The organism is Jidongwangia harbinensis (genome assembly GCF_020216025.1).
Taxonomy (GTDB): Bacteria; Actinomycetota; Actinomycetes; order Mycobacteriales; family Micromonosporaceae; genus Actinoplanes; species Actinoplanes harbinensis.
Map to the genome: position 1 here is coordinate 1 of NZ_JAIWNC010000046.1, position 13,353 is coordinate 13,353.

Consider the following 13,353-nt stretch of genomic DNA (forward strand, 5'->3'; position numbering starts at 1 on the left):
GCGCACCAACTCGACCGCATCCCGCCGAAACTCCTGCGTGTACTTCGACGGACGTCCCAACGGGGACACCCCTTCCTCTGGACTCAAGATCCAGTCTCAGGGTGTCCACACCTCCGGGGGAAGCCCACCCCTTCGGAAGCGGAGATTGGGCTGAGCCTAAAGGTGCAGCCCCGTGGCGACACGCTGGTCACCAAGGGCGTTAGCGCGCGGATAATTCGCAGTACTGTGCGGCGTTATCCGAAGGGAGCACTAGTTCCGGAATTATCCTGGCACGAGTCGGTTGGATTCCTGTCGCACGGCCAGTGGCCGACGCGCTTATCTGCGCCGATGCACGAAATGCGGATGTGGTGGGTAGGGCGACTAGCTTGAGTTTAGCCCGTGCGGCGTGGTCAGGGTTATGTGTTTCTCGGGTTGGCTTCTGCGCTGGTGACGATATGGACGTCGTGGCGGTTGGCTGGCCGGTGGTTGCGGTGGCCGGATGGGCGTTCAAGCCTGGCCGGAGGGTTTCGGTGCGGCGGCGGGACTGCTGGTTTTGCCGCGCAAGTACCAAACGCTCGTCGGATGCGAGCTGGAGTAAGCCGCTCGGCTGGTGCGGGGCGTTCCCCTGGGACGGCGCAAATCGGCGACGGCGCCGCGGGCAAGTCGCAGCTGGGTGCAAGCGGTCAGGACAAGCCAGGCCCGGCGGCCGGGTCACGCAGTTTCGGGCGGGTCCAGCCGAGAGTTTGTTTGAGCATGCGGAAGGTGCGCTCGATGTCGAAACGGCGCAGGGACGCCCCCCTGCTAGGCCAGGTAGACCTCGCTGATGTCGGCCGTCGGGGTGTGACCACCAGAGCCGGACCGGTTACGCGGTGGCACCGGACGGAAGACGGTCAGCTCAGCAGGATCACAGTGCCTTGGACGATGGGTAGCGGGCCGTGTTCGCTGGTCCAGGCGGTGCGATGAGTCATCGAGGATGCAGCCGATGCCAGGCCCGGACGGTCGCAGTGCCGTAGAGGCGGGTGTCAGTGGTGGTGGCTGCGTCCGGGGTGCCCCAGCTGGCCGGATCGCCGAAGACGAACTCGGCGCCGGTCGCGGTGGACGGCCGGTCGTCTCTGGTAATGCGGCGGTACGGCTCGCGCACGACGTGGTCAGAACGCATCCGGACCAGGACATCGCCGGCAGGTCGGCGAGCAGGAACGCCCGGAGACCGTCGTAGCCGGCGCGACGAGGCGGTCCGCTCCCGCGTCCGCGGCGGCCTGCTGGTCCTCGACGATCCATATGTCGTGGTCGTCGGGCTTCCACTGGCCGCTGATCAGCCGTTCGACCACGTGACGGAGTTGGCCGGCAGTGGCGGCGGCGTAGCGGGGGCCAGCCTGCGAGTGTCCAGCGGCGCGGTTGACGAGCTGTGGCCGTTCTCCAAGGCGGTGACTACGAAGTACGCCAGCCTGGAACCCTGATGTGGGTGTCCTTGCCGCGACCGTAGGTGTGGCAGGGCAGCCGCTGCGGTGAGGTGTGCCCTCCGGTGGCAGCCGGCAAGTCGCATTCGACCGCGAGAATGATCCGTCCGTGCGCGGCCCGGGGGCACCGCGACTGCGGTCAGGGCGGTCCGCACCCGGTTGACGTTGTCCGACCCAAGCTGAGTGCCGCATGCAGCGAGCCGTGGCTCCGCCGATGCTCACCCGCGAGCGACAACTCGACCACCAACCCCACTGGCCTGTCGCCGCACAGCAATGCGTCCACCAGCTCAAACAATGCATCCGCCCGCGTGGTCAGACAACGGTGGAACTCCCGCCGGAACGCCGTCAACCGCCCGACACTGTCAGCTGGCACAGCCTCATGCGCACTGATCACTAACAGCCCTTGATGTGGATCTTATTCCTAGATAACAAGATAATCAATAAAGGCTGTCTTTGTGATCAACCAGGGGTCGATGCAACCCAGCCACACGGAAAACTCAAGTTAGTACTTACGCGGCTCCGGGCCACCCGGCGTCGCCGTTAATCAAGGGCGGCGCGAAGGAGCGTAGGACGGGTTGGAGGGATGTGATGCCTGGACGCAGGGCGGCTGGTGGCACGTCGAAGCGGCACGATTCCCACCTTCCTGACATACCGTGGTCGGTCGGCGCCTCGGAAGCCATCCACGTGCGGCTCACCGTAGCTATGGCGGCGATCCTGTCGTCTGTGTCAAGTCGTACCGCAACCAGTTGCCATGATGGGTCGCGGCGCATGACTTCGTACTCATTGCGTGACAGGTAAATCTTAAGGCGGCTCCGCCGAAGCGTGGCCTTCACCTCGATGTGCAATGCGTAGTACGCAGCATTGATGGCTATGTCATAGCCATATCCGTCGGATACCGCTGCGACGTGGTCGACGTCCGCATCGACGGAATCACGTAACAACTCTACGAGGGCTGCTTCCCCAGCCATGCCAACCCGAGCTCGTTCCGCTGTTTCGACCTTTCCCCATGCCGCGATGACATGCGCGAACGCCGTGGCTAGGGGTAAGCCGAGGATCTCGGCGGCGCGAACGGCATCATCCGGCAGCTCGTCGGGTGAGCGCACCAGGTCGCCGGCATCTCTTAGCCAGTGGCTGCCGCCGTGCGTGACGGTCGCGGTGAAGACGCGTTGAGCAGCGGGCAGCGGGCTGTGCAGATCGTTCAGTAGGCCTGTTTCTCCCAGCCAGGCGTATGCGGCCTCGTACTGCGTAGGCGTGATGTCGCTAAACTCCCGGTGATTTGTGAATAGCGCACGACAGCGTGCCGCACTGGACGGCGGCAGACGTTCCAGCCACCGAACAGCCGCACGTAGCACCGGCTCAGGCGGTGTAGGCACGAAGGTGCCCCATCAGTGCTTGCAGGTCTCGGTTGTCGAGGCCCGCACCCGCGGAGGGTTCCTCCTCGAGGTCGGCCAGGCGTTGGACGGCCGCGTCGTCAAGGATGCGACCCATAAACTTCAACTTGTCGCTCAGCCGCTGTTCCACGACCTCGTCGATGGTGCCCTCGGTTGCCAAGACCGTGATGCGGGTTTCCACATCTGGCGCCAATCCTAACCGGTGGATACGATCCAGACTCTGCAAGAATCGGCCAGCGGCGAAATCACGATCAACATATACGGCATCGTGACATTCGTGATGCAGGCTGATTCCCTCGCCGAGCGTCGCCGGATTGGAAAGCAAGACGGCGCAGGAGGGGTCCGCCCGAAAACGTTGGATCTCTGTGTCGCGGTCTTCGGTGCCGCCATGGACGACGGCAGGCCCGAACTCCCGGAGTACCTCTCGCAAGGTGTTCAAGCTGCGGATGAATGTGGACCAGACCAACGTCTTGCGGCCCCGGCTCGCATTAGCTGCAACGATTGCCAGGGTCTCTTGGTACTTCGGCGACATCTCATAGCTAGGAAGATCGCGCATTAGAGCCGACAACGGGGTGCCGTCGGGAACGCTGAGCGGCGGTACTTGATACATGAGAGGCTCGTACCGGGTCGTACCCACAGACAGTAGTGCGGGACTGGTGGCCGCCATGAGCATGTAGACCACGATCTTGCCGATGGCCTGGATGTCGTCTGCGGCATCCGTTATACGGGCGGAGAAGCGCCCGAGCAACGCCTCGTAAATCTCTTGGTGAAGCGGCGGCATTACAAGCGGGCGGAGGGTTGTTGTCACGGGAGGCAAGCCCAGCTCTGTCTTCGTCGTCCGGGAGAACAACGGCTTAAGTACGCGGCTGGCTTCCACCAAGTCCCCCCCAGCGACCGCCTGGATGACCTTTTGCCGCCCGTGCCCGGGCCAGACGAAACTGAAGAGATTCTCCAGATCCTTGACGCCGTTCGGCGCCGGAGTGCCGGTCAGGATCAACCGGCGCCGTGCCCGCGGGCCCAAGGAAAGGCAGGCAGCGCCATATGTGCCCTCGGCCCCCAGCTTCATCCGGTGGGCCTCATCAAGTAGCAGTAAGGACGGACGGTCAGCGAGCCAGCCGCCGAGCTCATTCACAGCGCCATCGAGGCGCTCGTAGTTGATGATAAGTACGTCGGCGGCGGGATCTATGGGCCGAGAGAACACTTCCATGTGCAGAGGATCCTTCAGGCACATCAGATTCTCATCGTGCCAGGCGTCATAGCATGACTTCGGCCCGACGATGAGTAGTCGCTGCACCTGCCCGGCGTGCCGCAGTGCTTCGAAGACGGCGAGTCCAACCCGGGTCTTACCAGCGCCTGGGACTGAGAAATTCGCTCCGTGACGCAGCGAGAGGAGCTTCGCAGTATCCCGTCGCTGGAAATCTGTCAGGTGCCCAACCCAATTGGGCCCCAAGACACCAGGAATCTCGCAAGGCTGTACCCCGCTATCTGGGACATCACCGGCTTCTAGGTGGTGGGCGACAGTCTGAGCATCAGCCGCAGAGCCAGACGCGAGCGCTGCTAGCTGTGGCTCCCACGTGACACTGTGCGCGGCGGGCCAGCCGGTGAGTGTCGCCAGATTGGTCAGGAGGTCGTCGATGTCGATGTCCATCGTTGACGGCGATCGCTGGACGCTCGAGCGAAATCGCAGTGCCAGGCGCCGGAGGGCCGTCTCGAAACCGCGACCAGAGCGCAGCCGTGCAGTCGTCACCGTGTCACCGAATTCGATCCGCAGACTTGGTATGGGACTGTCGGTCACGTCAACGCTCCTGGGAGGCTTCCAGCAGCCAGGCGACGCCATCACCGGGCGAGCTAAATGCGCGGCCGGCGTGCTTGGCAAGCCGCGCCAGGCTTGCTCGCAGGGTCAGCAATGCGTCGTCGAAGGCGTCCTCGTCGAGCGCCCGCTTGGCCCTGGCTTCCGCAAACTCTGCTGCACATTGATTCACGTAATCAGCTGCGTCGGTGAGCCGCTCAGTGACGACAACCTGCCGTTTCTGCAACTGCGCGTTCTGACCGGCCAGCTTGACCGCCGCGTCGAAAGTCTTGCGCGCCGTCTTCATAAGGCCGTCCGCCTCGGCTACGGCGGCGGGCGCGATCTTCTCGCCGGCGCGTGCCTTCGCGCTCGCCTGCAGCAGCGAGTCAGTTAGCGCACGCGTCGTCTTGACTACCGGGCTGGCGTCCTGCACTGCTACGCCCGGAAGCCCCGGAATGCTAACCGTGGCCCCTTCCTGGACCGCAGGGCGCAGATCATTGGGCAGCCGCTCGCTGAGATACCGCGTGTGGAAGTCGGCCTCGGCGAGCCGCACGGACGTCTTCGGGTAGTTCAGGACCACCATGGCAAGCCGGGTTTCCTTCAGCTGCTCCGCGGCGTCGGGATTACTCTTAGCCAGCTTGGTGTAATCGCGGTAGAGCTCTCGGAGCTTCTCCTGATGGTCCTCGAAGTCCACCTCTCGTAGTGCAACGCCATCACCAGCCACGCTGCGGTCGATGGCATCCTTGATGAGCTGGTAAACCCAGCGATCCTGATGCAGGGTCGTCGTTTTGATGTTGAAGTCGCGTGCGACGTCTTCTTCCCGGCGCCCGCTCGCGAGTTCGTCTTCGACGGCGATGAGCCGGTTGATGTAGGAGTACTCGCGGCGCTTGTCGCGTCGCAGCTGCAGAGCTAGCTCCACGGCGTTGATATCGCGCCGCGACGTGTCCGCCGGGAGCACACCGACGCGGATGTTCTTAACGCCAAGGTCTCGTAGGGCGGCGCACCGGGTATTCCCATCCACCAGGATCCCGTTCGGGCTGGTAATTCCAGGTTCTTTCTGCCCGAAGTCCTCGAGTTCCTCCTTCAGCGCCGTGTAGTCGGGATCAACCTGATCAGGGTTCGAGGGCTTCCGCGTCAGCAGGTGGTGCAGGTACTGCTGCGCCGCCTCGCTCCATGGCTCCTCTTCGAGGATCCGGTTCCGCTCCAGGTCAAGCGTCCGCTGCGCCCGGATGCGGTGGGTGTCGGGGTTGAAGTACAGCATGTCGACGGGCATGGAAATCACGTGAAGGTGCCGCTGCTCACCTCGCCAATCCACCGTCACCTTGGCACCGTTGTCCGCCATCACCTGCTTGAGCCGCTCTTCTACGAGCGAGCGGATGTTCTCACTCTCCGGCGGAGCGCCGAAATCTGCGGACATGTTCGAGCCTCCCGGGACCTGTGCCACTTGCTTCATGCATGATGGCACCACCCACTGACATTTCCGCAGGCAACCCGCAGCGGTCATGTGCCGTGCGACGGAGGGGGCATAGTGGATCTTCCACCCTGGAACAGTCCAGACCTTGGGGGCGGCACGATGGTTCGCGCTGCGCTATGGCTGGTGCAGGAGGTGGGCGAAGGCAACACCTTCACCAAAGAACAGCTACGGCTCGCGTTTCCTGGCGTCAGCCAGGCTGACCGAAGACTCCGAGACCTCCGGGCCTATCGGTGGTCAATCCTCACCAGTACGGAGGATGCTTCCCTTCTAAGGGAGGAACAGCGCTTTATCTGTGCCGGCGTACCGGTGTGGGACCCAGCTGCCCGCCGGGCAGCCGCACCACACACCACAATGTCAGCGAAGGAGAAGCAGGCCGCGCTGAGCCGGGACGACTACATGTGTACAATATGTGGCATATCCGGCGGTGAGTCCTACCCTGACGACCCTACCCAGACCGGCGTGCTTTCGGTGAGCCGTCGCGCGACGCTGCTCCCTAATGGCAGTGAACGCCTGATGCTGGTCACGGAATGCAAGCGGTGCCGCGCTGGCTCGGGCCCGTCGCCGGTCCGGGCGGATGAGGTGCTGAGCACAATAGAGGCCCTGGACGATGACGAGCGTCGTCAACTGAAGCGTTGGATGGACAGGGGGCGGAGGGTTCCGACTCCTTTGGATCAGGCATGGAGCTCCTACAGAAGGCTGCCGCCGGACGCAAGAGATGAGATCCGCCGCTGTTTAGACATCTGAACACATATTCGCCAGTCCGTCCGTTTTGGTCCCGCGAGACGGTGTGCAACGCGAGGCGGACAGGAATGGAACAGCGGTAGATTCGCGAGCGCCGAGACCCTTGATCGCGGCTTTGTAGAGCACATGGTGCCCGTCGGGTCCGCATCATTGAGGCCCACGGCAGGCCAGCATGTTCCATCGGACAAAGCCGGTCGCCGACGTACCCTCTAATCACTCACGCCCCACAGCTGACTGACTGCCGGGGCATAGAACACGAGCCCGATGAGGCGCAGCTGCCGCGGCCGCCAGTGCGGCGCTACAAACGTCGAGATCGACATAGCGCTGTGCCCTAGCCTCCGTCTTTCATCAAGCGGCGCGGCGTGTGTTCGTGGGTGGTCGCGGTGTTTGGTTTCGGTGGTGCTGGGCGTGGACGGGTGGTATCGCCCGGTCGTGGGCTGGGTTTCTCCGTGGGTCCTGGTCGGGTGGGCGGTGGATTCTGGTGTCAGGTAACGGGTTCGGGTAGCGCGGCGAGGCGTTCGAAGGCTCGGATGAGGTGGTTGGTCCAGGGCCAGTCGGCGGCGATGCGCAGGGTGGCGGTGCGGGCGGTGCGGGTGATTCTCGCGGCGACGTGCAGCAGCCGGTAGCGCAGTTTTTTCGGTTCGGCGGCGGCCAGGGCGCCGTCCAGCAGCAGGTGCTGGGTCCAGCTGAGTAGGTCGATGCCGGTCAGGGCGAGTTCGAGCCAGGCGGCGTTGATCGCGAACTGTCGGGACGGGAACCGGCCGAGGCCGGTGGTCTTGCCGGTGCGGATGCGGTCCTCGACGCGGGCGTGGCAGCGGTGCCGGACTTCGAGGAACTGGATCGAGCCTGCGCCGTGTGGTGTGTCGGCGGCGAAGACTTGGTGGCGCATCCCGTTGATCTGGTCGAACAAGGTCAGTTGCGCGCCGGGGTGCGGGCGTTCCCGGCGGCAGATCAGCCTCGTGCCGGCCGGGAACGCCGCCAGCACGGCGGAGTCGAGGTAGTCGGTGAGTTCGACCAGTTCCGCGCCGTCGCGCAGGCTGCCGTCGCCGTCGAGCGCCGCCACGCAGTCGCAGGCGGCGGTGATCGCGGCCCGGACCGGTGTGGTGATCGCGACGCCGACGGAGAACTCGGTGTCGATTCCGTGTTCGCGCAGGCCGCGGATGTGGGCGAGGAACTCGTAGCTGCTGCCCGCCGAGTCGGACCGGATGAGGATCGGGCTGCCGTAGCGATAGGCGTCCGGGACATGGTGCAGGGCTTGGCCGAGGACGGTGACGTGATCGGTGGCGGTGTTGCTGCCGGCGTTGCCCGGCCGCAGCATCCCGGCCAGGGCCTCACCGGTGGCGTCGAGGACACACAGCAGCGGGTGATAGCCGAAGCTGTGTTTCCAGGTCGGGGCCGCCGCTTGCTTCTCCGAGTGCGTCAGCGCGATCGTCGCGTCGATGTCCAGCACGAACCCGGGCAGCGCCCGGCCGAGGACCGTGGTCGCCGGCAACGAGCCGCGCGTGTCGACCGGTTGCAGCCAGGCCAGTTCCCGCGCGGCGGCGCGAGCCGCCCGCAACCGGGCCAGGGCCGCGATGTCGATCGCGTCGAGCACCCGCCACGCGGTCGGATCCGAGGCCACGCGCCCGGACAGGCCGGTCTGCTGCCGCAACACCGCCAAATCCGCGATGGCCTCACCGCCGTCAGCCAACAGCACCGCCAGATCAACCGCGACACGGCCCGGCTCATGCGCCGGACGGCGAACCCGGTCCAGTCCAAGCGCCTGAACGAAACCGCTGGTCAGCTCCGTCTTGTCAGCGAGATCGGTGAGCAGCCGGGTGCTGGCAGACCAACCACACCGCGAGCCCCACCGGCGACGACAACCTTCGGGCGCGTACGAGTACTCTGCACTCTGAAGGTGCCTTCCGTGCGGGACGATCTTGACTCTAGACAAGCCAGATCATCCCAGATCAGAAGCACTTTCGCGTTCCCCGGCCCCGCCGCCCCCGCCCTTACTGAAGGCGCGAGGCTAGACAGCCCTTGGTTCTTGATCTTCTTCCCTAGACAAGAGGAATGATCAATCAAGGGCTGTCCCCATGATCAGCCGGGGTCGATGCCACCCCGCCGCAGGTTAAAGATCAAGCTAGAGGCAGGTCGGCCTCGCATCCCGTCGGTGTCGTCCGCACAAGGCCGGACATCGCTAACGGAACCTTGTCGGCCGGCGCAGCGCACGGCGCCGGCCCCATCAACTCATCGACGAGGAAGTTATGCCCAACGTCACGACGGGGTGTGCTGTAGCTCTGCTGGTTCAGTCCCAATCGCGCAACGCCGCGTCGCGGATAAGCCTCCGCTACCACGCCGGTCCAGCACCCGTCCGCCGGCTGACTTTCGGCGCATGCCGCGCCAGCATCCACGCGCAGCGAAAGGCGGCGTGAGCGATGCGGTCGGCGGAGACGCTGAGCAGAAAAGCCCGGTCTCGGCCCTTGCGACCTCGTCGGTCAGCCGGTACGCAACTCACGTCGCCGTGACGAGGTATGAGAGTGCACAGCCGACGGCGACTCGCCGCTCTGCTGAACCCGCGATAATAGACGCATGAGAGCCCCGGCCCGGAGTTCCGGTGTCGCATTCGGACGGAGCATCGATTCGGGCGCCATTGTCGGCTAACGTGGCGGGCTGTCAACGTTACGTGACTGTGGATGGCCGCTGTGGACTTCGAAGCTTTGCCTCATCGGTTGGCCGCCGGTTTGGCGAGGGTGGCTGTCGCCACGCACCTCGCCGTCGACGATCCTGCCGCCGGGCTGGAGCGTACGCTCGCGCAACAGCAGTTGCTGCTGCTGGTCAGCCGGCGCCGGGACGGGTACACGCTCGCCGAGCTGGCGGCGGACGCCGGCATGACCGCGCCCGCGACGGTGTCCGCGATCAGCACCCTGCTGTGCGAGGGTCTCGTCGTCATGAGGCCGGTGGCGGCGCCGTCGTGGGATGTGGCCGTGAAGATCACTGAGCGGGGCCGGGCGCAGGCGCCGGAGCTGTTGCACTGGGCCGCGGACCTGCTGGCCGAACTGCGGAACCTGAACGAGACTGGCCAGCGCGAGCTGCTGCAGGTGGTGACCGGCCATATTCGCCGGCTGCAGCGGCAGGGGCAGATTCCCGTGGTCAAGATGTGTCTCACCTGCCGGTTCTTCGACGGGTACGCCCATCCGGGAGCCGCTGATCCGCACCACTGTCGGCTCGTCGACGCGGCGTTCGGGCATCAGCTGCTGCGACTGCGCTGCCCCGAGCAGGAGCCGGCCGCCGGCCCACCGCAGACGCAATGAAGGGAGGGCGTCCCGGGCGCCTTTCGGCAGAGCGCGGAAACCGGGGCTCGTACCTCTTGAGGAATCTGTCTGGCGCCTTTAAGGCTCTCTTATGGCGGCCCGGGCTACCGTCCTGCCGTCAAGTGGTGGGACGAGCCGATCGAGGTAGTCATGTTGCCAGTCATGGTCGCCGGCGTGGGCGGTGGACGGCCTCCGGGGCGAGCGCGGTCGATCGACGAGTTGGTCGGTCAGAAGCTGGAGTACATCCGCCTCGGGCACGCCATCGTGTTGAGCTTTTCCGGTGGCCGGCAGGTGCTGATCGAGACCGTCACCCGGCTGAACGGGCCGAGCGGCCCCGTCGACGTGGAACCGGGGGACGACGCCTCGGACGCCCTTGCCACGTTGCTCGGTGACGTGGTCCGGGTGGCTCGGGTGCGGGACAACGGCGAGCTGCACATCCGGTTCCGCGGCGGGCCGGAGCTGGTGGTCTGTGTCGACGACGACGTCGAGTCCTGGGCGGTGACCGGTCCGGGCGGTTTCCTGATCGTCTGCCTGGCACGGGGTGAGGTGGCGGTCTGGGGCGACGGTGAGGGCCGCGGGTAGCCACCGCCGGGTGATTGGCTCCTTCGGCTCGGATGCGGCGGTGACACACTCGGCCGGGTGGGGATCACCGAGGCGCAACCGCTCTGGACGGCACTTCCGGGCTGGTTGAACACCGCAAGCTACGGCCTTCCGCCGGAACCGTCCTGGAACGCCGTGCAGGACGCGCTCGCCGACTGGCGGGTCGGCGCGACCAGTTCGGCGGCGTGGGAGGAGGCGACCGGCGCGGCCCGCGTGACGTTCGCCCGTTTGATCGGGGCGCCGAGCCGGGACGTCGCGGTCGGTGCGCAGGTGTCGCAGCTGCTCGCGCCGGTCGCCACCGCGGTACGGGACGGGGCCCGGGTGGTGGTGCCGGAGGTCGAGTTCGCGTCGAACCTCTTCCCGTGGCTGGTGCACGGCGACCGGCTGGACGTCGTCACGGTGCCGACCGGTCGGCTGGTGGAGACGGTTGCGGCCGGCTGCGACGTGGTGGCGTTCTCGCTGGTCCAGTCCGCGACCGGTGAGGTCGCCGAGTACCGGAGTATCGTCGCGGCCGCCCGGGACGTGGAGGCGATGGTGGTCGTCGACGCCAGCCAGGGGTGCGGGTGGCTTCCGTGCGATCCGACGCTCGCGGATGTGGTCGTCGTGGCGGCGTACAAATGGTTGATGTGTCCGCGGGGTGCGGCCTTCGCCTATCTGAGCCCGCGCATCCGGGACTCCGTCCGGGCGATCGCCGCGGGCTGGTTCGCGGGTGCCGACGTGCGCGAGTCGTTCTACGGTCCGGCGATGCGGCTGGCCGGGGACGCGCGGCGGTTCGACGTGTCGCCGGCGTGGTTCAGCTGGGTGGGTGCCGCGTCCGCGCTCGAGGTGGTGGAGCGGATCGGCGTGGCGGCCATCCACGACCACGACGTGGGCCTGGCCAACCGGTTCCGGGCCGGGCTGGGCCGGCCGCCCGGTGACAGCGCGATCGTCACGGTGGACGCCGGCGCCGCCGAGCCGGCGCTCGCCGCGGCCGGGGTACGGATGGCCGTGCGGGCCGGGCGGCTACGCGCGTCGTTCCACGTCTACAACACCGAGGCCGACGTCGACCGGGCGCTGGACGCACTGGCCGGCTGATCCGGCCGGCTGATCCGCGGGGTGCCATTCGTGCCGCAGGATCGCGTACAGGTCGGAGTCGCGCCATCCGTCGCGGATCAGCACCGCCTCGCGCATCCGGCCCTCGTACGTCATCCCGATCTTCCGCAGCACCCGGCCGGAGGCGGCGTTGCGCGGATCGCAGGTGGCGAAGATCCGGTGCAGGTGGTGCTGCCGGAAGCCGTACCCGAGCAGGTGTCGCGCGGTCTCCGTGGCGATGCCCCGGCCCCAGACGCGGGGATGGACGCCGTAGCCGATCTCGCCGATGTGTGCGCCGCGCAGCTTGAGTTCGGCGTTGCCGACGACCTGTTCGCCGGACACGACGGCGAACACGAATCGGACCGGGGGATGCTGCGCCCAGGCGTCGACCGCCGCCTGCACGAAGGCCCGGGTCTGCTCCGGCGTGTTCGGGCCCCAGGTCTGGTACCGGCAGACCTCGGGCCGCCGGGCCCAGTCGTGCACGGCCGCCCAGTCGGCGACGGTCAACGGCCGGAGCTGCACCGCGTTCGACAGCATGCCCCGATCATCTCACCGCTGTCGGTGGCCGTTCAGGAACCGGTGAAGGTCCACGCGCCGTCCGCGGTGACCTCGAGGAAGCGGGTTCCGCTCGGCATCGTGGTCTCCCCGGAGACCCGGCCGATCTCGTTGACCAGCAGATCCCAGGACTCGCCACCGTACGAACGGACGACGAAGTTGCTCTTCCCCTTGTGGCTGTAGCGCACCACCGGCAGCGACTCGGTCGAGTCCGCGCGGACCTGGAGCACGGTGGACCGGGAACCCGAGCCCTTGCCGGTCCAGAACGGGGCCTTACGGGCGTCCTGGACCACCAGCTTCCAGCTGCCGCTGGCCCGGATCTTCACCGCCGCCGGGGCCGCACGCTCGCCGTCGAGCATCATGGTGCCGCGGTACTTGCCGTAGCTGTTGCCGAGCAGGCCGACGGTCTGGCCCTCGTCGTTGAGCGTGGTGACGCCGAAGCCGCCGCTGCCGGAGTGCGTCATGGTCACGGTGTGGATCACCCCGGTCGGTGCCGGGAGCCGGACGACCTTCGAACCTCTGCCCTGGTACGTGCGGTCCGCCTCGATCGGCCTCGGCGGCGCCGTGGTCGGCGACGCGGACCTCGTCGCCGGTGCGGTGGGCGGCGGGGTGGGGTCCGCGGTCGTCCCGGTGACCGGATCGTTGCCGGACCGGTTGAGATAGAACACCGCCGCTGCGCCGCCGCCGCAGCAGAGAACGAGCGAGGCCGCGGTCACGACGGCGAGGACGATGAACAGGGTCCGATTCGCGGGTACGGCCCGCGCGGTCCCACCCTGCGGCGGGTGCGGCGGGTACTGCTGGCCGGGCGGGTACTGCTGGCCGGGCGGGTACTGCCCACCGGGCAGGTACTGGGGACCGGACGGGTACTGCGGGCCCGGCGGCGGGTACTGCGGGTCGGCCGGTGGTGCGGGCAGATGCCAGCCGGAGTCCGGGACGCTCGGCCCATTCGGCGGTGCGGGCGAGGTCGGCGGGCCGTCATTCTGGTCTGCGTTCTGCACGGGCG

The 13,353-nt window shown here is 66.8% G+C and carries 11 protein-coding genes and 1 pseudogene; 4 read left to right on the top strand and 8 right to left on the bottom strand.

The window, feature by feature from the left end:
- Positions 1-943 precede the first annotated feature (943 nt).
- The 5 genes from LDL48_RS37135 to LDL48_RS37150 form a co-directional block, all read right to left on the bottom strand.
- The gene (locus tag LDL48_RS37135) at positions 944-1,138 is read right to left on the bottom strand and encodes a hypothetical protein (protein ID WP_225259849.1); all 195 of its coding nucleotides are present in this window, start codon (positions 1,136-1,138) and stop codon (positions 944-946) included.
- A gap of 437 nt (positions 1,139-1,575) precedes the next feature.
- Positions 1,576-1,830, bottom strand: coding sequence for a transposase (locus LDL48_RS45275; protein ID WP_372472279.1), 255 nt, complete (start codon positions 1,828-1,830; stop codon positions 1,576-1,578).
- Positions 1,831-1,945: 115 nt separating this feature from the next.
- Entirely contained in the window at positions 1,946-2,809 is an 864-nt protein-coding gene (locus LDL48_RS44830; protein WP_225259850.1) for a protein NO VEIN domain-containing protein, read from the bottom strand.
- On the bottom strand, positions 2,793-4,622 hold the full coding sequence (locus LDL48_RS37145) for a DEAD/DEAH box helicase (protein ID WP_225259851.1): 1,830 nt from the start codon (positions 4,620-4,622) through the stop codon (positions 2,793-2,795). Before LDL48_RS37145 ends, LDL48_RS44830 begins: the two co-directional genes overlap by 17 nt.
- A 1-nt stretch (position 4,623) precedes the next feature.
- The gene (locus LDL48_RS37150; protein ID WP_225259852.1) at positions 4,624-6,033 is read right to left on the bottom strand and encodes a ParB N-terminal domain-containing protein; all 1,410 of its coding nucleotides are present in this window, start codon (positions 6,031-6,033) and stop codon (positions 4,624-4,626) included.
- A gap of 156 nt (positions 6,034-6,189) precedes the next feature.
- Between LDL48_RS37150 and LDL48_RS45460 the strand changes: the two genes are divergently transcribed.
- Positions 6,190-6,834, top strand: coding sequence for a KpnI family restriction enzyme N-terminal domain-containing protein (locus LDL48_RS45460; protein ID WP_504786579.1), 645 nt, complete (start codon positions 6,190-6,192; stop codon positions 6,832-6,834).
- Positions 6,835-7,315: 481 nt separating this feature from the next.
- Here the strand turns inward: LDL48_RS45460 and LDL48_RS37155 are convergent.
- Positions 7,316-8,721, bottom strand: a pseudogene (locus LDL48_RS37155) (IS1380 family transposase).
- Positions 8,722-9,563: 842 nt separating this feature from the next.
- Here LDL48_RS37155 and LDL48_RS37160 point away from each other — a divergent pair.
- The 3 genes from LDL48_RS37160 (at position 9,564) to LDL48_RS37170 (ending at position 11,798) form a co-directional block, all read left to right on the top strand.
- Positions 9,564-10,124: a winged helix DNA-binding protein gene (locus LDL48_RS37160; protein WP_225259853.1), complete on the top strand. Its 561-nt coding sequence runs from the start codon at positions 9,564-9,566 to the stop codon at positions 10,122-10,124.
- Positions 10,125-10,274: 150 nt separating this feature from the next.
- On the top strand, positions 10,275-10,706 hold the full coding sequence (locus LDL48_RS37165; protein ID WP_225259854.1) for a DUF6188 family protein: 432 nt from the start codon (positions 10,275-10,277) through the stop codon (positions 10,704-10,706).
- Between the two features lie 57 nt (positions 10,707-10,763).
- The gene (locus tag LDL48_RS37170; protein ID WP_225259855.1) at positions 10,764-11,798 is read left to right on the top strand and encodes an aminotransferase class V-fold PLP-dependent enzyme; all 1,035 of its coding nucleotides are present in this window, start codon (positions 10,764-10,766) and stop codon (positions 11,796-11,798) included.
- Here the strand turns inward: LDL48_RS37170 and LDL48_RS37175 are convergent.
- Both LDL48_RS37175 and LDL48_RS37180 read right to left on the bottom strand, forming a co-directional pair.
- Positions 11,727-12,332 (bottom strand): GNAT family N-acetyltransferase, encoded by a 606-nt coding sequence (locus LDL48_RS37175; protein WP_225259856.1) that lies wholly within the window; start codon positions 12,330-12,332, stop codon positions 11,727-11,729. The genes LDL48_RS37170 and LDL48_RS37175 overlap by 72 nt on opposite strands.
- A 32-nt stretch (positions 12,333-12,364) precedes the next feature.
- Complete coding sequence (locus tag LDL48_RS37180; RefSeq protein ID WP_225259857.1) at positions 12,365-13,348, bottom strand: hypothetical protein; 984 nt, start codon at positions 13,346-13,348, stop codon at positions 12,365-12,367.
- Positions 13,349-13,353: the final 5 nt, after the last annotated feature.

Excerpts from the sequence above, each read along its gene's own strand:
- LDL48_RS45460 (WP_504786579.1), top strand. The coding sequence starts at position 6,190 with ATGGTTCGCGCTGCGCTATGGCTGGTGCAGGAGGTGGGCGAAGGCAAC.
- LDL48_RS37135 (WP_225259849.1), bottom strand. The coding sequence starts at position 1,138 with ATGCGTTCTGACCACGTCGTGCGCGAGCCGTACCGCCGCATTACCAGA.
- LDL48_RS37150 (WP_225259852.1), bottom strand. The coding sequence starts at position 6,033 with ATGTCCGCAGATTTCGGCGCTCCGCCGGAGAGTGAGAACATCCGCTCG.
- LDL48_RS37175 (WP_225259856.1), bottom strand. The coding sequence starts at position 12,332 with ATGCTGTCGAACGCGGTGCAGCTCCGGCCGTTGACCGTCGCCGACTGG.
- LDL48_RS37165 (WP_225259854.1), top strand. The coding sequence starts at position 10,275 with ATGTTGCCAGTCATGGTCGCCGGCGTGGGCGGTGGACGGCCTCCGGGG.